This is a genomic window from Roseateles sp. P1_C1_2 (assembly GCF_056406535.1).
Genome location: NZ_JBFUAB010000012.1, coordinates 42294 through 59598, shown reverse-complemented (window position 1 = coordinate 59598; position 17305 = coordinate 42294). Strand labels below are relative to the sequence as shown.

The following is a 17305-nucleotide window of genomic DNA, read 5'->3' as shown; positions in this document are numbered from 1 at the left end:
CCCGGCGTTTTCTCCTTTGGGACAATCAGCCCCATGAGTTCCGCAGGAAAAAAACATCGAGTCGTCGTCGGCCTGTCCGGCGGCGTGGACTCGGCCGTGACCGCCCACCTGCTCAAACAGCAGGGGCACGAGGTCATCGCCATCTTCATGAAGAACTGGGAAGACGATGACGACGACGAGTACTGCTCGACGCGCCAGGACTTCCTGGACGCCGCCTCGGTGGCCGACGTGCTGGGCATAGACATCGAGCACGTCAACTTCGCCGCCGAGTACAAGGACCGCGTCTTCGAGAGCTTTCTGCAGGAGTACCAGGCTGGCCGCACGCCCAACCCGGACGTGCTGTGCAATGCGGAGATCAAGTTCAAGGCTTTTCTCGACCATGCGATGCGCCTGGGCGCCGAGAAGATCGCCACAGGCCACTACGCCCGGGTCCGCGAGGTCGACGGCGAGTTCCAGCTGCTCAAGGGCCTGGACCCGCTGAAGGACCAGAGCTATTTCCTGCACCGCCTGACGCAGCAGCAGATCAGCAAGGCCATGTTCCCGGTCGGTCATCTGCCCAAGACGGAGGTGCGCCGCATCGCCGCCGAGATCGCGCTGCCCAACGCGAAGAAGAAGGACTCGACCGGCATCTGCTTCATTGGTGAGCGGCCCTTCCGCGAGTTCCTGAACAAATACCTGTCGCACCAGCCCGGCCCCATCAAGGACGAGCGCGGCCGCAAGCTCGGCGAGCATGTCGGCCTGTCCTTCTACACGCTGGGCCAGCGCCAGGGCCTGGGCATCGGCGGCGTGAAGGAAAAGGGGTCGCCGCGCGGCGGCGGTGAACACGAGCCCTGGTTCGTCGCTGCCAAGGACATCCCGAACAACACGCTGATCGCCGTGCAGGGCCATGACCATCCACTGCTGCAAAGCCCCGCCCTGGTGGCCGACGACCTGAGCTGGATCGCCGGCCGCGCGCCGACGACGGGCGCGGCCGCGGCCAAGACCCGGTATCGGCAGGCCGATGCGCCCTGCAGCGTCGGCTTCGACGCCAACGGCAAGCTGACGCTGCGTTTCCCCGAGCCGCAATGGGCCGTCACGCCCGGCCAGAGCGCCGTGGTCTACGACGGTGACGTCTGCCTGGGCGGCGGCATCATCTCGGCGGCGCTGGCGGCATGACCAAGTTTGACCGCCTCCTGGCGCGACTCGCCGAGCCCGGCGTGGTGCTGCGCCTGGCGGCGCTGGCGCTCTGCACCATGGAGTTGGTCAGCGCCGGCTCCGCGCTGCTGGGCGTTCGCACCGAGCCCTATGACGGTCTGGCCGCCTGGGTCTGGCGCCAACTCGGGGGCGACGTCAATGACCGCAGCCTCGTCCTCGTCTGCGTGGGGCTGCTGCTGGCCTTCGTCGCACTGATCTTTCACCTGGCGCGCCAGGGCCAGACCGCCGTGCCGGTCAACCAGCGCCTGGCCTGGCTGCTGCTGGTGGACCTGCTGGCCTTCGGCGTGACGCCCGGCCTGCCCTTCCTCGTCACGGCGCTGGCCGCCGTCGTGCTGCCGGCGCGCCTGGCGCTGGGCTTCGGCTTCGCCCAGGTGCTGCTGAACACCGGCATCTACGCCGCGCCGCAGGCCGCGCCCTGGCTGGACCAGTTCGGCCTGCTGACCTCCATGCTGGCCCTGCACGGCCTGGCCTTCGGTCTCGGCCGCATGGCCGCGGCAGAGGGCGAGAAGCGCCGTTGGCTGCAGGCCGTGCTGGCCGAGCAAATGTCGGGCGAGCACCTGCTGGCCGAGCAGATGCGCTACAACGAACGCATGCAGATCGCCCGCGAGCTGCACGACCTGATGGGCCACCACCTGACCGCGCTGAATCTGCAACTGCAGCTCGGTGGCGCCCTGCTGGCGCGCCAGGACACCCCGGGCGCCGGCCAGGCGATGGGGCGCGCCGAGGGTGTGGCGGCCCAACTGCTGGCGGATGTGCGCGAGGCGGTGTCGCAGCAGCGCAGCTCGCAGCGCATCGACCTGTCGGCCGCCCTGCAGGCCCTGGCCGAGGGCATTGCCAGCACGCGCATCGAGCTGGCCCTGGACGACGCCGCCCGCGACCTGGGCCCCCGCGCCGCCCACGCGCTGCTGCGCTGTGTACAGGAAGGCGTGACCAACAGCGTTCGTCACGCCGGCGCGCGTCGCGTGAAGGTTGAACTGCGGGGAGATGGGGATGAGGTCGCCGTCAGCATCGACGATGATGGGCGAGGCGCGCCGAACTGGCACGCGGGCCGTGCCGAGGGCTTTGGCAATGGGCTCTCGGGCATGGCCGAGCGCATGACCGAACTGGGTGGGCAGATGTGCGTGACCCGCACCAGCCCGGGTTTTCGAATCGAGTTGAGATGTCCACGATGGGTGTGATCAAGATCCTGCTGGTCGAGGACCAGCAACTGGTACGCGAAGGCCTCAAGGGCCTGCTCGCGCTGCACGACGAGCTGCAGGTCGTCGGCGAGGCCAGCGACGGGGCCGAGGCGCTGGAGTGGCTGTCCGCCGCGCCGGCCGACGACATGCCCGACGTCATCCTGTCCGACATGCGCATGCCGCGCCTGGACGGTGTCGGCCTGATCCGCGCGCTGGCCGCGCGGGCGCTGCGCCTGCCGACCGTGCTGCTGACGACCTTCGACGACACCGCCGCCTTCGACGAGGCCGTGCGCGCCGGCGCCCGCGGCTTCCTGCTCAAGGCCATCAGCCCCGAGACGCTGGCCCAGGCCCTGCGCGACGTGCACGGCGGCGGCACCGCGCTGCGGCCGTCGCTGACGACGCGCATGGAGGCCAAGGGCGGCGAGCGCGCCTTCACCGCGGCGGATCACCCGGACCCGCTGTCGCCCAAGGAACTGCAGGTGCTTCGCCTGGTGGCCAGCGGCCGCAGCAACACCGAGATCGCCGGCCTGCTGGGCAACAGCGAAGGCGTCATCAAGAACCACTGCTCGGCCATCTTCTCCAAGATGGGCGTCAGGGACCGCACGCAGGCGGTGCTGCGCGCTATCGATCTAGGCTGGATTTAGTCGGGCTGGCCGGCAAGGCCAGGTGCAGCACCCAATAGCGCTGCAGCTTGCCGGGGCCGGCCACGCAGGCCAGGCCGAACTCCTGGAAATCGGCGGCCATCAGGTTCTCGCAGTGCGCCGGGCTGGCCAGCCATTGGGCCATCGCTTCGTCCAGCGTCTCGGGCCCGCCGGCCAGGTTCTCGCCGGCCGAGCGCATCAGATAGCCCGACTCGCGCAGCCGCGTGCGCAGCGAGGTGCCCGCGGCGCCGACGTGGTCGATGCGGTCGCGCGCGGCCAGTTCCTGCGCGTAGCGGCGCGCTGATTCCGCCAGCACAGGGCTGGCGCGCAAGGGTGCCGCGGCAGGCCACAGGCGTTCGCCACAGGCCTGGGGCTGGGCGCGCAGGGTGTTCAGCCGCGCCAGCACCGCGTCGCCCGCCGGCTGGCAGCTGTCCTGGGCCACGGCATGGGCCAGGCCCGTCAGACCAAGCAACAGAGGCAACAAGGCTCGCATGGCCGCATCCTAGTTGTTGCCAAGCAGTCCAGCCGAGCCCACCATGGGGGCATGAAACCCCAACGACTTCTCGCCCCCCTGCTCGCCTGGGCCGCCTTCACCAGCTGCGCCCAGACACCGCCCGCCGCACCGGCCGCGCCAACCCCGCCCGCCCCACCCGTTGCCGTTGAAGCCGAGTCCGTGCGGCTCGGTCGCGAGCTGCGTGCGCTGATCGGCCCAGCGGCCTGCAGCAGCAACTCGCAATGCCGCACGCTGGCCGTCGGCGCCAAGGCCTGCGGCGGGCCGGCCGGCTATCTGGCCTGGTCCACCGTGGGCACCGACGCCGAACGCCTGGCCGACCTGGCCGCGCGCCAGGCCCGGGCGCACAAACGCGAGATCGAGGCCAGCGGCATGCTTTCCAACTGCGCGATGGTGGCCGACCCCGGCGCAGCCTGCGTGGCGGGGCGCTGCCAGTCCGCAGCCCAGCGCGGCGGCGCCAGCTAGCCAGCCTGGGGGCAGCCAACAAGCAAAAAAGGCCACACGCCTTGCGGCATGTGGCCTCGCTCGGGGACCAAGCCCCGTGGCGGTTTGGCGCTACTTACTGCGCCGGGTCGGCATCCACCAGCTTGGAAGGCGCGTTGGTCGGCTCGTTTTGAACCGGCAGGGCGCCGTCGGTCGAAACGCGCAGGACCGTGGTCGCCTGCACCTTGCCGGCCAGGTCCAGCCACTGAGCGCCACCGACGGTGCGCTTGCCAGCAGCCACGCCCGACCAGGCCAGGCCCACCGTGGCCGTGCTGCCCGCGTAGACCGTGCTCGGCACGACGGCGTTCAGGCCGCCGGCATCGCCGGGGCTGACGATCCAGCTCGACAGCTTGTGCTTCATCGGTGCCGCGGCGCCGCCATAGGCGAGCACGCAGACGCGATAGGTGCCAGCCGCCGGAGCGACGACTTGCAGCACTTCGTTGGAACCGTCGTTGCCCGAGTACAGCGAGCTGGTGCCGTTCGGGTAGGACACGACCATGTCGTTGTCGTCGTTCGGACCGCTCGTGTCAGCCTGACGCAGCGCCCAGCGCGCAACGATCGCACCAGCCGGCACCGTGAAGTTGTACTTCGCGATGGAGGCAAAGTTGGTGGCGCTGCGGCAGCGGGACAGCAGCGTGGCGGACGAGGTGGCCAGCGGCGTCAGCGACGTCTCGGCACCCATCGTCACGTCCTTCAGGCCGCCCTTCAGCGCGGTCATGCGGCCGCTGAAGCCGGTGCGCACGGTGAACAGCTTGCTGCCCGAACCCGTCGAGGCGGTGAACTCGGCGGGTGCCGAGATCGCCTTGCCGGCGCGAGCCTGGATAGGCGCGCGCACCGAGTGCGTGCCGTCGTTCCAGACGAGCTGGCCGAACTGCCAGACACCTTCGGCGGCACCAGCCACGGCGATGGTGACCGTGAAGGACTTGGTTTCACCCGGGTTCAGCGTCAGCGAGGCCGGCGACACCACGGCGGTGAAGCCCGCCGGCGGCGTGACGGCGGCCGTGTAGGTGGCGGCCGACGTACCGACGTTGGTGACGTTGCGAGCAACGATCGTGCTGCCTGTGACCGTGCTGACCGTGATGGACGGCAGGTTCAGGTTGTAGGTCTCGTCCAGCGTGCCGATGTTCGTGCAGTCGCTGGCCGGGGTGACCGCGGCCTTGTTGACCTTGCACTGGTACTTGACCCAGTCGTTCTTGCCAGCGTTGTAGACCAGGCCCGGATCGTTGGCCTTCTGCGGGTCGATATGACCGGCACCTTGCGACCAGGGCAGCAGGCCGTTGGAAGCACCGGCCAGGCCGTCGTCCAGCGTCGAGTAGGCCGAGGTCATCAGCGCCGACTTGATGGCGCCAGGGCCCCAGGTCGGGTTGGCTTGCTTGAGCAGCAGCGCCACGCCAGCCACGTGCGGGCTGGACATGGACGTGCCTTGGTAGGAAGCCCAGGCCGGTCCCGGCACCAGCGCGCCGGCGGCCACGGCGTCGCGATCGGCCTGGTTCAGGGCCGGCGTCACCTGGGCGATGACGTCCACGCCAGGCGCCGTCACGTCGGGCTTGAGGAGATTGGCGTCACCGGCGTTCGGGCCACGCGAAGAGAAGTTCGCCATCGTCGGCGCCGGAGCGCTGCCGAGGTAGAACTTGCTGATGCTGGCGGTGGCGCCAGCGGTCTGGGCGTAAGCCTTGATCGCATTGCCATCGGCGGTCGTGACGTGCACGGTCGGCACCGAGTGGGCTTCGGCCACCAGGCCGCCACCGTTGTCCGAAAGGATCATGCCGACGCCACCGGCGTTCAGCACGGCCAGGCTCTTGTCGACGCGGGCGTTGTTGCCGCGCGTGCAGACCACGATCTTGCCGGCCACCTTGGCGGGGTCGAGCTCGAGCGGGTTGCTGAAGCACAGGTTCAGGTTGGCGCTGGCGCCGGCAATGCCTGCGTCTTCCGCGCGGATTAGCGAGGCGCTGCCCAGCGGGTTGGGGTTGACCGAGGCACCGGTGTACTTGGCGGCGTTGCCCAGCGTGGCATCGGCCGAGAAGGCGCGGTCATGCGTGGAGGCGGCGACCGTCGTCAGCCAGGGGCTGATGTGGGCGACAGCCTGGCCAGGGCCGCTGTTGCCGGCCGAAGCGGCGACGAACACGCCAGCGACGGCAGCACGGTAGAAGGCCTGCTCGACAGGATCGTTGACCGAAGTCTGCGAGCCGCTGATCGAGTAGTTGATGACGTTGACGCCATCGGCCACTGCCTTGTCGATGGCGGCCACCGAGTCGGAGTTGAAGCAGGAGTTCTGGCTGCCGGTGCCGTCGGTCGCGGCGGCATTCACATAGGTGTAGCAGACCTTGTAGGAGGCGACACGTGCGCGCGGCGCCATGCCCGAAGCCTGGCCGAGGGCGAGGCCGTTGACGATGGCCGTGACGTTGGAGTTGCCCGCTGCGGTGGAGGCCGTGTGGTCGCCGTGGCCGCCATGGCCGGTCGCGCCGCCCAGGTCGTCACGGCCAGAGGCGAACGACGTCCAGTGCGGGGTGTTGCCGGAAGCGATGAAGCCAGCATTGAAGTGCTGGATGCTGATCAGCTTGTTGTTGCAATGCTTGGCGGGGTCGATGCCTTCGCCAGCCATGCAGACACCGGTGAAAGTGGCGGGCTTGGGACCGTAGACCAGGGTGTCGGCCGGGTTGTTGCTCGGCACGCCGTTGACGTCGACACGGTCGAAGAAAGCGGGGTTCTCGGGCCAGATGCCCAGGTCGACCACGCCGATGACCATGTTCTCGCCCTTCAGGGCCGCACCGCCAACGGTCTTGGACCAGAGGCCGCCGGGTTCGCTCAGCTTGAGGAACTTGGAGGTCGAGATGGTGTCGAGCTGGCGAGCTTCGTCTTGCCAGATGCCGACCACTTGCGAGTTGGCGACCAGTGCGCGGGCCTCGTCTTCGGTCAGGCGGGCAGCGAAACCGTTGAAGACGTTCGTGTAGGTCGCCAGCACGGGCGCATTGCCCACGAGGGAAATGACGTTGCTCTGCTGCTGGCCCAGATAGCTGATGTAGGCCTGCACGGCAGCGCTGCCGAACTTGAAGCTTTCACCGGCTGCCGGTTGGGTGGCGGCCAGGCCTGACACCGTGCCCTGGTAGGAGGCAGCGGGTTCATCCTTGAGCTGGACGATGTAGGTCTTGCGATCCTGCGCAAAGGAGCTCGTGGCCAAACCAGAGAGCAGGACCAGCGTCGCCAGTGCGGCGGGCTTGAGTTTCATCTTCATCGAAATATCCTTTCGAAGCGGGGGGTATGGGATCAGACGGCGCGGCGGCGACGGGCACCCAGGGCCGCCAGGCCGGCGGCACCGAGCAGGGCCAGGCTGGCCGGCTCGGGCACGTGCTCGATGACGATGTCGTCGAGGGCGAACTGGGCGCGGTCGGTCGAGAAGGACGAGCAGGTGTTGCCGGCACCCGGGGCAGGGCATGCGAAGCCGTAGGCGTACACGTAGTCGAACTCGATGTTGCCGAAGGCGCCGGTGTTGATCGTGCCGAAGTTCAGGTGTCCGCCAGCATCCAGACCCGTCAGGGCAAAGGTGGCGACCGTCGACACGCCATTGCGCACGCCTTGCAGGCGGACAAATCCGGGGGTGTTCTGCAGGGGGTCACCGCTGCCGATGAAGCTGGCAGCGAAGCTGCGCACCGAGAAGCGGAAGCCGTCGGTCGAACCGAAGACGACGGCGGCGTCGTCCAGCATGGCCAGATAGTTGGTCGGGTTGTTGGCCGGGCACAGGAGGTCGGCGCAAGCACCGTTCAGGAGTGCACCGACCAGATCACCGGTCTGGGCGCCTGCGGCGTTCGAGAACGGGTCGAAGAACATGGTCCGGCCTGCCAGGCCTGCCTGGTAGAACTCGTCGTTGTGGCCGAGGACGCCGCTGTCGCCGTACATCAGCACGGACATGTCGACCGGGTCGAAACTGATGGTCGAGCGCAGCACGCCGGCCTGGGCGCTCACCGAAGCGGCCAATGCCACCGCAGCCAAAGCGATCGACGTCAAAGTCTTCTTCATTGAACTACCCACTTTCTTTGTAAAGTTGAATCACACTGCGCAGGCAAGCGGCGCCGGCGGCGCTGCAACCTCCTTCGGATCGAATGGAGGTCCTGCGTATGAGTCGAATGACCCATCGAGGCGGCCGATTCTGGGTGAGCAGGAATTCACGGCCATCCCCAGTTGCCCGGCCTTCAGGCGAGGGGGGAACGGGTATTCACCGAGTCAACAGACTTGACTAGCCCGTACGAAATTCCACTGCACTAATCACCTTGACACGCCGCTGGCTGCTGAGGCGGCCGAAGCCGCAGAACCTGGATCGGCGATGAACTGGGGTCTGGCCGAATTGCGCGAGGCGAAGAGCAGGTCGCGCGCCTGCCGGACCTGCGTGCCGTCGGGCCCGAACTCGCGCAGCAGGAGGTGCTCGGAGCGGCTGCGCACGGCGCTGAAGGCGCCCGGCTGGCCGGGCTCGGCCACCAGTTCCCAGTCGGGCTTGCCGGTGAAGGGGTCCGCGTAGGCACGGCGCAGGTGGCGGCGCGGTTGGGGCGTGCGGTTGTCGGCGAGCAAGTCGTCCAGGCTCTTCGGATATTGCTGCGGCGGGTTGGGCGTGGCCAGCGCATAGGCGGCGATGGCCCGCGCGATCTCGCCGCCACGGAACAGCAACTCCCGCTCGCGTTCCCGCTCGGCCGCCGTGCTCCAGGCCTGGCCGAGGGCGGCGAGGCCAGCTGCGGTCAGCGCAACGAGGAAGAGGACGGCGAGATAGCTGTAGCCGCGCTGCAGACGCCCCATCGCCGGCTACCAGTCCGCATAGAGACGGCCATCGGCGCTGCGCCCGGCGGCGCCGCTGCGCACGTCCCAGAGCCGACCACTGGCCTGCATCTCGGTGGGCGGCGGCAACTCCACCCAGGTCTCACGGCTGGCGGTCAGCGGGTCCTCGGGAATGTCACGGACATAGCGCGCCGCGGCCAGCTCCTGCAGCGACTCGGGATAACGGCCCTTGTCAGCGGCGTACTGGTCGATGGCGTCGCGCATCGTCGTCAACGATTGCAGCAGGGCTGTCTCCTTGCTCTTGTGCAGCGAGGCGAAATAGCGCGGCGCGGCGATGGAGGCGAGCAGGGCCACGATGGCCATCACGACGATGAGCTCGATGAGGGTGAAGCCGCGATGAGCCGGGCGCCGGGCCGCCGTGAAACCAACACTGCCGGCTCGCGCCCCCTCGGGGGCTGAGGCCGCGCAGAAAGCGCCCAGTGGGCGGTTTCTGGCTGCCGAAGAGTGGCGCCCTGGGGCGCCACGCGGCCTGCAAGGCCGACCGCGTACTCGCGAGCGGGGGGCTGACATCCGCTGCTTCATCACCATTCCTTCAATCGCGAACCATCCAACGCCTTGCGCTCCGAGCGCGAGTAGACGTCGAACACATCCTTGCCGGCCCGCGGGTCGTCGGGGGCGCTCTCGTAGGCACGCAGGCCCCAGGTCTCGGCGGCACTCATCTCGGCCGGCGCGAAGGGGTCGCGCGGCAGGCGGCGCAGGAAATAGATCTTGCGGCCATTCGGCGACTTCACATCGGGCACGCCGTCGACGAGCAAGGCCAGCTTCGGCGGGTAGCCGCTGTCCTCGGGGCTCTGCACGATGCTGCCGGTCTCGACGGCATGCTTGTAGGCATCCAGGGCCTCGCGCAGCGTGCGCAGGGCCTGGCGCAGCTCGTGCTCGCGGCCACGCTGCACCGACAGCTCGAGCAGCGGCCGCGCGGCGGACGCGAGCACGCCCAGCATGACCAGCACGACCAGCATCTCGATGAGCGTGAAGCCACGAGCTCGCATCGGCGCTACCTACTTCACCGCTTCTACGGTCAGCAGCCCAGAGCCTTCCAGGCGCACCGGCGCGGACTCGCCATTCAAGCCATTGGCCACCAACGAACTGACGCCGATATTGAGCACCTGCCCTGCCGCCGGCGGCAGCGCGCGGAAGGCGACGACACGGTCGCCGCGCGGCGCCAGCTCGACCGGATAGCGCCCGGGCGTGACACCCTGCAGGGGCTGGGCCGGCGTGAGCTTGGCGGGGTCGTACTCCAGCTCGCCCTTGATCTGCAGGCCGCTTTCGTTCTTCAGCGCGACGGAGACGGTGCCGCCGGGCGGGATCTGCGGCGTGACGTCCAGCTTCAGCGTCGCCTCGGTGGGCGCGGCGGCAGGCTGGAACTGGGCCGCGGGCGCGGCCGTGCCGCTGCTCGGCGCCACGCCGACCCTGGCCTCGCGGCGCAGCAGGCTGCTGAAGGCGCCGGGGCTGGCGTCCGTGCCGCTGGCCAGTCGCGTGAGGGACGCATCCGGCACGGCCAGGTTGCGCACGACCCGCGGCGTGATCAGCAGCACGACCTCGGTCTTGGCGCGCGTGTCGGTCTGGGTGCCGAACAGGCGACCCAGCACGGGGATGCGCGACAGCCCCGGGATGCCGGAGCCGCTCTTGCGATCCTCGTCGTTGATGAGGCCGGCCAGCACCTGCGTCTCGCCGTCGGCCAGGCGCAGCACGGTGGAGGTGTTGCGCGTGCCGATCTCGTAGGCCGTCGTGCCGCCGGGGCCGGTGACCTGGCGGATCAGGTTGCTGACTTCCAGGCCGATCTTGATGACGACGTCGTTGTCGAGCTGGATGGTGGGCTCGACGTCGAGCTTGAGGCCGACGTCGAGATAGCTGACCGAGGCCGCGACCGACGTGGAGCCGGTGAAGTTGGTCGTCGTCGTGAACACCGGCAGCTTCTGTCCGATGTGGACCTTGGCCTTGTCGCGGTTGCGCACGCGGATCTTGGGATTGGCCAGGATGTTGGAGTTGCCGGCCGTGCCGCGCAGCGTCGCGATGACGGTCGGGTTGGCGATGCTGGCGCGGAAGTTGATCGGGTTCTTGCCGCCAATGAAGACGCGAGACGGGATCGCGCCCGAGGCATCGCTGATGCCCACTTGCATTTCCTCGGGCCACTGCAGGCCCAGCGAGTCGACCTGGTCGGTGGCCAGCTCCATGACCTCGACCTCGAGCATGACCTCGGGCTCGGGCAGGTCGACCGAGGCGATAAGCTTTTCCACCAGGCGCAGCACCTCGGGCGTGTCGCGCACGATGAGCAGGTTGAGGCGCTCGTCGATGTGGATGTCGCGCACCTTGGCGATGGTGCGCACCATGGCCTGCACCTGCTTCACGTCGGCGTTGGTCAGGTAGAGGGTGCGGGTGATCAGCTCCTGGTGCTCGCGCTGCTTGGCGGCCGTGTTCGGGAAGATCAGCACCGAGGTCTCGTTGAGCAGCTTGCGGTCCAGCTGCTGGGTGCCGAGGATGACGCGCATGGCCTCGTCCATCGTCACGTTGCGCAGGAAGACGGTCACACGGGCATCGGAGCGCACGTCCTTGTCGAAGACGAAGTTGACGCCGCTGGAGCGGGCCAGCGCCTCGAAGACCTGGCGCAGCGGCGCCTCGCGGAATTCCAGCGTGACCGGCTTCTGGAAGGCCGGGCCGAGTTCGCCGACCGCCGCCTCCAGCGGCCGCGCCTGGGCGACCTGGCTGGCCAGCAGGCGGGCACCGGGGTGCTGGGGCGACTCGGCCAGGATCTCGCGGGCCACGGCTTCGGCACGCTCCAGGCGCCCTTCCTTCAACGCGGCACGGCCGGTGGCCAGCTGGGCGTCCTGACGGCGGCTGCGCTCCACTTCGGTGGTCAACGCGGCCAGGCGCGGATGGCGGGCGTCGGCCTGGGCCAGCTGGCTCAGCAGCGCCGAGGCTTCGTCCCAACGCCCGGCGCCGCGCAGCGCCTCGATCTGCAGAATGAGCCGCGCCGAGGCCTGCTCACGGGCGCGCACCTGGGCGGCGCGCAGCTGCGGGTCGGTCGGGTCCTTGGCGAGGGCGTCGTCCAGCACGCGCAGGGCCGCGGGCCACTGGTTGCCGCGGCCGAGGTCCTCGGCCTGGCGCAGCGCCGGGTTGGCGCAGGCCGTCAGCAGCGCGACGGCGAAGATGAGAAGGAGCTTCTTCATGGGATGGGCCTGAAGACGATGTTCTGGGGAAGCTGGCCGGGCAGCCAGGTCAGGCGCACGCCACTGTCGGTGACCTGCTCGACGCGCCATTGGCCGTCGATGACGTCGCCACGCTTGGCGCTCAGCGCCTTGTTCGGGCCGGTCAGCAGGGCAACCTCGACGGCCTTGGCGCCCTCGCCTTCGATGACGCGGCCGATCATCTGGTAGGGCGCCGGCGGCGCGACGGGCGGCGGTGGCGGAGCGGCAGCGATCGGCGGCGGCGCGGGGGGCGGTGGTGGGGGGGGCGGAGGTTGCCAGGCTGCCAGTTGGGCCGCGGGGACCTCGGCCCAAGGCTGGCGCGCACCGTCCACTGGCGCGGGGGCGATGGTGGGGGGCGCAGCGACAGGGGCGGGGCGGCGAGCCGGCGCGGCGACGGCGGTCACGGCCTCGTCGTCGGGGCGCGTCGCGACCCAGGCGGTGGCAGCCAGCGTCGCAACCAGGGCGCCGGCGAGAACGAGTTGACGGGACGTCGGCTTCATGGCGCGGCCCTCCCGTGCAGCGACCACTGCAGCTCGGCATCGACGTCGGCGCTCAAGGGGCTGACGCGGCGCAGCTTGATCGCGTCCAGGCTCAGCGCCGGGTCGTGCTCCAGCGCGGCGGCTATGAAGCGGCGCAGCTGCGCATAGCTGCCGGTGACGGGCATGGTCACACGCAGCCTCTCCAGGCCCTCGGTGCTGGACAGCCGGTGTTCGGTGCGCGCACCGACGAGGTCGAGGCGGATGCTGAGCTCCAGCAGATCGGCCAGGCGCTGCTGGCGGCTGCTCGACGCCGGCAGCGTGGCCTGCCATTGCTGCACGCTGATCGGTACGGCCGTCGCGACGGCGGCGGGCCTGGCCTTGGCGCGCAAGTCGCGGGCCTCGGCTTGCAGCCTGACGGCCTGGGCGTCCCAGCGCTGGCCCAGCACGACGGCCGCCACGGCGAGCGCCAGCGCGGCAAGACCGGCGAGGCCGGGCCAGCCTAACTTTCTGAACATCCCCTTGATGAGGGCCTGCCGTTTCACGAGCCCCCTCGCGTCGCCACGCGGGCATTGATCTCGAAGCGCTGGCCGACCAGGCCCGTTTCGGCGGCCGAGAAGCGCGACAGCACGACCTGGTTCCAGCCCGGCGTCGTGCCAAGCTGTTCGGCCAGCTGCAGGGCCAGCAGCTTGTCGGGCGTCAGGCCTTCCAGGCGCAGCTCACCGCGGCCGGCGCTGGCGTCCAGGCCCAGCCAGGCGATGGTCTTGGCGTCGGCACCGACGGTCTCGACGCGCGTCAGCAGCGGCTCCCAGGGCATGGCCAGCAGCGCGCGGGCCTCATTGGCCGAACGGTTCTCAGCCGGTTCGGCACGGCCACGCGCAGCCGGCTTGGGCGCCGCTGCCGGGCGCAGCGTGGCGACGCGGTCGCGTGCGGCCTGGGCGGCATCCAGCGTGCGATGGCTGTCGACGGCGCTCCAGGCGGCCGTGGCCAGCACGAGGGCACCGGTGGCGGCCAGCGGCCAGGCCAGCGGCGAGCGTCCCGAGCGCGGCAGGAAGTCGGGTTGCGGCGTCGCGGGGCCGGGCTGAGGGATCAGTTCGGCGGCAGACGTGCCGACGGCGAGCGGTGGGTCGCCACCGAGATCGGCCAGGCTCTGCACGCGGCGCGACTGCAGGCCCGTCACGCGGCCACGGTCGAGCTGGATGACGACGGCAACGTCGCCTTCATGCCAGACCGCGCGGCCCGAGCCGGCGCGCGTTGCGGCGGGCAGCGAGGCCAGCCATGCGGCCCAGGCCGGACGCACGGCGGCGAGGCGCACGCGGGCGGCATCCGCCTGGCTGCGCAGCGCGGCCAGGTCCAGGCCATGCAGCGCCGACGCGCCCGCCGCTTCGCCGAGGCGCCAGGGCGCGATGGCGAAGCGCTGCGCGGCGCCGCCGAAATAGTGGGCGAACTGCTGCTGGGCGTAGGACTGCACGGCATCCAGGTCGGCCAGCGGCAGCCCCGGCTCGGTGACCAGTTCATGCAGGGCGCGGGCGCTGACGACCAGTTCGACGGCCGTGCCTGGCATGTCGCGGCACCAGGCGGCGAACTCGTCGCCGCCGGGCGTGACGAAGAGGCGCCGCGGCTTGGCCAGCTTCGCGGCGATCTGCTGGCGCAGGCGCTCACTCATCGAGGGTGACACGTTCCAGCTCCTCGAAGGTGGTGTCGCCACGGCAGACGGCCGCCAGGGCCATCTCGCGCAGCGACTTCATGCCACGCGCCTTGGCCGCGGCCTTGATTTCGGACATCGGCGCGCGTGCGGCGATGAGGTCGCGCAGGCCATCGTCGAGCTTCAGCAGTTCGGCCACCGCGCGACGGCCCTTGTAGCCTGTGCCGCGGCAATGGCCGCAGCCCTCGCCCTTCAGGAAGTTGCCGTTGATGACGCCGTGTCTTGTGAGGGTGGCGGCATCAGGTGTGAACGGCTGCGCGCAGTGCTTGCACGTCAGCCGCACCAGGCGCTGGGCCAGCACGGCGTTCAGGGCCGACACGACGTTGTAAAGGTCCAGGCCCATGTGCATGAAGCGGCCGATGACGTCGAACGCGTTGTTCGCATGCACCGTGCTGAAGACCAGATGGCCCGTCAGCGCGGCCTGCACGGCGATCTGCGCGGTCTCGGCGTCGCGGATCTCGCCCACCATGACGCGGTCCGGGTCGTGGCGCAGGATGGAGCGCAGGCCGCGCGAGAAGGTCAGACCCTTCTTCTCGTTGACGGGGATCTGCACGACGCCGCTGAGCTGGTACTCGACTGGGTCCTCGATGGTGATGATCTTGTCGGCGCCGGTGTGGATCTCGGCCAGCGTCGCGTACAGCGTCGTCGTCTTGCCGGAGCCGGTGGGGCCGGTGACGAGCAGCATGCCGTGGGGCTGGCGGGCCTGGTGGCGGATGGCGGCGCGCTCGTCGTCGCCAAAGCCGAGGGAATCGAGCGTCAACGAGCCGGCGCGGGCGATGGCCGCGCGATCCAGGATACGGATGACGGCGTCCTCGCCAAACACGCTGGGCATGACGCTGAGGCGGAAGTCGATCTCGCGGCCCTGCACGCGCAGCTTGAAGCGACCGTCCTGCGGCAGGCGGCGTTCGCCGATGTCGAGCTCGGCCATGACCTTGAGGCGCGACACGAGTTGCTCGGCCACCTGCGGGCTCTCGACCTGGCGCACCACGGCCATGACGCCGTCGACGCGGAAGCGAATCATCGCGCCACGGGCCGTGCATTCGATGTGGATGTCGGAGGCGGTGTCCTGCAGCGCGTCGTAGATGGTGGCGTTGAGCAGGCGCACAACGGGGCTGGCCTGCTCGGACAGCGCCAGGGCCGACAGCTCCTCGGTGTGGTCCTCAATGGTGGTCAGCGCGTCTTCGACATCCGACAGCGCGCGGAAGTCGGCCTCGCCAGCGCCGAGGAAATGGGTCACCGCCTCGGTCGATGCACGCTGCCAACCCACCGGCGCGTTCAGGCGCGACTCGACACTCTGCAGCAGCATGGTGTCCTCGTCGCGCTCGGCGAGCAGCACGCGCTTGTTGTCGGCACCCACGGCCAGCACGGCGCGCCAGCGCTGGGCCTGGGCCTGAGGCCATTGCTCGAAGTCGAGGTGCCAGGGGCCTTGCTCGGCCGGCAGCCAGTCGCTCAGGCTGGTGCTCATTGCACTTGCTCCACCAGCTGGAAGATCGGCAAGTACATCAAAACGATGATGCCGCCGATCAAGACACCCATGATCAGCATCAGCGCCGGGTTGACGAGGCGGGACAGCAGATCGGTCAGGCGTGCGGCCTCTTCGTCATGGAAGGCAGCGGCACGCTCCAGCATGGCGGCGACCTCGCCGCTGCGCTCACCCACCCGCAGCATGCGGCGCGCGACCGGCGTGGCCAGGTCTTGTGAATCGAAAGCGGCCGACAGGCGCTCGCCACGCTCGATCTGTGCGGCGGCGGCCTGCACGGCGGCGCGCCAGGGCGCGGCAACGACGTCGACGACGATCTTCAAGGCCGGCAGCGCGGGCACGCCCGAGGCGAGCAGCATGGCCAGCGAACGGTAGAGCCGCGCCAACGCCAGCACGCGCAGTCGCGGGCCTAGGCCCGGCAGCGTCCACAGCGCGGCCTGGGCCCGCTGACGCACGATGGGCTGGCGCAGCAGCGTGAAGATCGCAAAGCCCACGGCCGCGATGCCACCGATGACCAGGCCGGGATGCGCGCCGGCCGTCTGGCCGAACTCGATCAGCACCCGCGAGGCCCAGGGCAGGTCGGCACTGGTCTGCTCCAGGATGCCGGCAAAGCGCGGCAGCACGTAGAGCAGCAGGAAAAGGATGACGAGGGAACCGACACCGAGCAGCATCAGCGGATAGACCAGGGCCGCGACGAGGCGCGAGCGCAGCGCATCGACCCAGGCCAGGTAGCGCGCATGCTGGGCCAGGGCCGTGGACAGCTGGCCGGTCTTCTCGTTGGCGGCGACGATGGCGCAGATCAGCTCGTCGAAGGCCTGCGGCTGCTGGCGCAGCGCGACGGACAGCGGCTGGCCCTGCTCGATCTGGCTGGTGACGGCATCCAGCGCGGCGCGCACGCCGGGCTGGCCTTCCTTCTCGCGCAGCGTGCTCAGGGCTTCGAGCAGGGCGATGCCGGCGTCCAGCAGCACGGCCAGTTCCTGGCTGAAGAGCTGCAGCGGGAATTTGCTGTTGCGGCGCCAGGGCTGGGCGCTCTCAGAAGCGGCAGCGACCTCCTGCACCTCCAGCACGTGCTGGGGCGGCACACCGAGCACGGCGGCGACGGCGGCGCGGTCGGGCGCTTCGACCCGCTCGGTGCTGACGGCGCCCGCGCGCAGCACGCGGGTCTGGAACTGGGGCACGGCGAGGATCACCAAGAGGTGAGGTCGGCGTCCTCACCCTCACCGCCGGGGCGGCCGTCCTTGCCGAAGCTCAGCAGGTCGTATTCGCCATGCTCGCCGGGGCTGCGGTATTGGTATTCATTGCCCCAGGGGTCCTTGGGCACGGCCTTGGACAGATAGGGGCCGGCCCATTTGGGCTCGTCGGCCGGCTTGGTGACCAGCACGGCCAGGCCCTGCTCGGTGCTGGGATAGCGGCCGACATCCAGGCGGTACTGGTCCAGCGACTTGGTCAGCGCATCGATCTGGGCACGGGTCGCCTTGACCTCGCTCTTGCCGATCTGGCCGAAGAACTTAGGCCCGACGTACCCGGCCAGCAGGCCGATGATGACCATGACGACCAGGAGTTCAAGCAGGGTGAAGCCGCGTGGGCGGGCGGAAAAGGGGCGGGACATGGTCGGGCAGGGTACAGCGGGA

At 69.8% G+C, this 17305-nt stretch carries 17 protein-coding genes; 4 read left to right on the top strand and 13 right to left on the bottom strand.

The features are described 5' to 3' along the window. Window positions 1-33 precede the first annotated feature (33 nt). Genes mnmA through AC1D2H_RS13290 form a run of 3 tightly spaced genes read left to right on the top strand, consistent with a single transcriptional unit; the run spans window position 34 to window position 3016 of the window. Window positions 34-1155, top strand: coding sequence for a tRNA 2-thiouridine(34) synthase MnmA (gene mnmA, locus AC1D2H_RS13300; protein WP_478011288.1), 1122 nt, complete (start codon window positions 34-36; stop codon window positions 1153-1155). Continuing rightward, the gene (locus tag AC1D2H_RS13295) at window positions 1152-2372 is read left to right on the top strand and encodes a sensor histidine kinase (protein WP_477935361.1); all 1221 of its coding nucleotides are present in this window, start codon (window positions 1152-1154) and stop codon (window positions 2370-2372) included. Before mnmA ends, AC1D2H_RS13295 begins: the two co-directional genes overlap by 4 nt. Beyond that, window positions 2354-3016, top strand: coding sequence for a response regulator transcription factor (locus tag AC1D2H_RS13290; protein ID WP_478011287.1), 663 nt, complete (start codon window positions 2354-2356; stop codon window positions 3014-3016). Before AC1D2H_RS13295 ends, AC1D2H_RS13290 begins: the two co-directional genes overlap by 19 nt. Here the strand turns inward: AC1D2H_RS13290 and AC1D2H_RS13285 are convergent. After that, window positions 2994-3506 (bottom strand): CAP domain-containing protein, encoded by a 513-nt coding sequence (locus AC1D2H_RS13285; RefSeq protein ID WP_478011286.1) that lies wholly within the window; start codon window positions 3504-3506, stop codon window positions 2994-2996. The two genes, AC1D2H_RS13290 and AC1D2H_RS13285, sit on opposite strands and share 23 nt — an antisense overlap. A gap of 51 nt (window positions 3507-3557) precedes the next feature. On the opposite strand from AC1D2H_RS13285, the gene AC1D2H_RS13280 reads away from it, so the two are divergent. Further along, entirely contained in the window at window positions 3558-3989 is a 432-nt protein-coding gene (locus AC1D2H_RS13280; RefSeq protein ID WP_478011285.1) for a hypothetical protein, read from the top strand. 94 nt (window positions 3990-4083) lie between these two features. Here the strand turns inward: AC1D2H_RS13280 and AC1D2H_RS13275 are convergent, their stop codons facing one another. The 12 genes from AC1D2H_RS13275 to gspG all read right to left on the bottom strand — a co-directional run bounded on the left by AC1D2H_RS13275 (window position 4084) and on the right by gspG (window position 17283). Next, window positions 4084-7239, bottom strand: a complete 3156-nt coding sequence (locus AC1D2H_RS13275; RefSeq protein WP_478011284.1) for a S8 family serine peptidase — start codon at window positions 7237-7239, stop codon at window positions 4084-4086. A gap of 32 nt (window positions 7240-7271) precedes the next feature. Then, window positions 7272-8021 carry an NF038120 family PEP-CTERM protein gene (locus AC1D2H_RS13270; RefSeq protein WP_478011283.1) on the bottom strand — a complete coding sequence of 250 codons (750 nt, stop codon included), beginning with the start codon at window positions 8019-8021 and terminating at the stop codon, window positions 7272-7274. A 246-nt stretch (window positions 8022-8267) separates the two neighbouring features. Continuing rightward, window positions 8268-8789: a type II secretion system protein gene (locus AC1D2H_RS13265; RefSeq protein WP_477935373.1), complete on the bottom strand. Its 522-nt coding sequence runs from the start codon at window positions 8787-8789 to the stop codon at window positions 8268-8270. A 6-nt stretch (window positions 8790-8795) separates the two neighbouring features. After that, on the bottom strand, window positions 8796-9338 hold the full coding sequence (locus AC1D2H_RS13260) for a type II secretion system protein (RefSeq protein WP_478011282.1): 543 nt from the start codon (window positions 9336-9338) through the stop codon (window positions 8796-8798). Window positions 9339-9349: 11 nt separating this feature from the next. Next, a complete protein-coding gene (locus AC1D2H_RS13255) occupies window positions 9350-9817 on the bottom strand; it encodes a type II secretion system protein (protein ID WP_477935377.1) in 468 nt (155 codons plus the stop codon). Window positions 9818-9826: 9 nt separating this feature from the next. Further along, window positions 9827-11995 carry a secretin N-terminal domain-containing protein gene (locus tag AC1D2H_RS13250; RefSeq protein ID WP_478011281.1) on the bottom strand — a complete coding sequence of 723 codons (2169 nt, stop codon included), beginning with the start codon at window positions 11993-11995 and terminating at the stop codon, window positions 9827-9829. Continuing rightward, the gene (locus AC1D2H_RS13245; RefSeq protein WP_478011280.1) at window positions 11992-12513 is read right to left on the bottom strand and encodes a hypothetical protein; all 522 of its coding nucleotides are present in this window, start codon (window positions 12511-12513) and stop codon (window positions 11992-11994) included. The genes AC1D2H_RS13250 and AC1D2H_RS13245 overlap by 4 nt, the downstream gene beginning before the upstream one ends. Next, window positions 12510-13007, bottom strand: a complete 498-nt coding sequence (locus AC1D2H_RS13240; protein ID WP_478011279.1) for a hypothetical protein — start codon at window positions 13005-13007, stop codon at window positions 12510-12512. The genes AC1D2H_RS13245 and AC1D2H_RS13240 overlap by 4 nt, the downstream gene beginning before the upstream one ends. 23 nt (window positions 13008-13030) lie before the next feature. Further along, window positions 13031-14155, bottom strand: a complete 1125-nt coding sequence (locus AC1D2H_RS13235) for a hypothetical protein (RefSeq protein WP_478011278.1) — start codon at window positions 14153-14155, stop codon at window positions 13031-13033. Next, on the bottom strand, window positions 14148-15659 hold the full coding sequence (locus AC1D2H_RS13230; protein WP_478011277.1) for a GspE/PulE family protein: 1512 nt from the start codon (window positions 15657-15659) through the stop codon (window positions 14148-14150). Before AC1D2H_RS13230 ends, AC1D2H_RS13235 begins: the two co-directional genes overlap by 8 nt. Next, window positions 15656-16864, bottom strand: a complete 1209-nt coding sequence (locus tag AC1D2H_RS13225; protein WP_478011381.1) for a type II secretion system F family protein — start codon at window positions 16862-16864, stop codon at window positions 15656-15658. The genes AC1D2H_RS13230 and AC1D2H_RS13225 overlap by 4 nt, the downstream gene beginning before the upstream one ends. Next, complete coding sequence (gene gspG, locus AC1D2H_RS13220) at window positions 16861-17283, bottom strand: type II secretion system major pseudopilin GspG (protein ID WP_478011276.1); 423 nt, start codon at window positions 17281-17283, stop codon at window positions 16861-16863. The genes AC1D2H_RS13225 and gspG overlap by 4 nt, the downstream gene beginning before the upstream one ends. Window positions 17284-17305 lie beyond the last annotated feature (22 nt).

Excerpts from the sequence above, each read along its gene's own strand:
- AC1D2H_RS13270 (WP_478011283.1), bottom strand. The coding sequence starts at position 8,021 with ATGAAGAAGACTTTGACGTCGATCGCTTTGGCTGCGGTGGCATTGGCC.
- AC1D2H_RS13250 (WP_478011281.1), bottom strand. The coding sequence starts at position 11,995 with ATGAAGAAGCTCCTTCTCATCTTCGCCGTCGCGCTGCTGACGGCCTGC.
- AC1D2H_RS13255 (WP_477935377.1), bottom strand. The coding sequence starts at position 9,817 with ATGCGAGCTCGTGGCTTCACGCTCATCGAGATGCTGGTCGTGCTGGTC.
- AC1D2H_RS13275 (WP_478011284.1), bottom strand. The coding sequence starts at position 7,239 with ATGAAGATGAAACTCAAGCCCGCCGCACTGGCGACGCTGGTCCTGCTC.
- AC1D2H_RS13285 (WP_478011286.1), bottom strand. The coding sequence starts at position 3,506 with ATGCGAGCCTTGTTGCCTCTGTTGCTTGGTCTGACGGGCCTGGCCCAT.
- AC1D2H_RS13280 (WP_478011285.1), top strand. The coding sequence starts at position 3,558 with ATGAAACCCCAACGACTTCTCGCCCCCCTGCTCGCCTGGGCCGCCTTC.
- AC1D2H_RS13265 (WP_477935373.1), bottom strand. The coding sequence starts at position 8,789 with ATGGGGCGTCTGCAGCGCGGCTACAGCTATCTCGCCGTCCTCTTCCTC.
- AC1D2H_RS13230 (WP_478011277.1), bottom strand. The coding sequence starts at position 15,659 with ATGAGCACCAGCCTGAGCGACTGGCTGCCGGCCGAGCAAGGCCCCTGG.
- AC1D2H_RS13245 (WP_478011280.1), bottom strand. The coding sequence starts at position 12,513 with ATGAAGCCGACGTCCCGTCAACTCGTTCTCGCCGGCGCCCTGGTTGCG.
- mnmA (WP_478011288.1), top strand. The coding sequence starts at position 34 with ATGAGTTCCGCAGGAAAAAAACATCGAGTCGTCGTCGGCCTGTCCGGC.
- AC1D2H_RS13260 (WP_478011282.1), bottom strand. The coding sequence starts at position 9,338 with ATGTCAGCCCCCCGCTCGCGAGTACGCGGTCGGCCTTGCAGGCCGCGT.
- AC1D2H_RS13290 (WP_478011287.1), top strand. The coding sequence starts at position 2,354 with ATGTCCACGATGGGTGTGATCAAGATCCTGCTGGTCGAGGACCAGCAA.
- AC1D2H_RS13240 (WP_478011279.1), bottom strand. The coding sequence starts at position 13,007 with ATGTTCAGAAAGTTAGGCTGGCCCGGCCTCGCCGGTCTTGCCGCGCTG.
- AC1D2H_RS13295 (WP_477935361.1), top strand. The coding sequence starts at position 1,152 with ATGACCAAGTTTGACCGCCTCCTGGCGCGACTCGCCGAGCCCGGCGTG.
- AC1D2H_RS13235 (WP_478011278.1), bottom strand. The coding sequence starts at position 14,155 with ATGAGTGAGCGCCTGCGCCAGCAGATCGCCGCGAAGCTGGCCAAGCCG.
- gspG (WP_478011276.1), bottom strand. The coding sequence starts at position 17,283 with ATGTCCCGCCCCTTTTCCGCCCGCCCACGCGGCTTCACCCTGCTTGAA.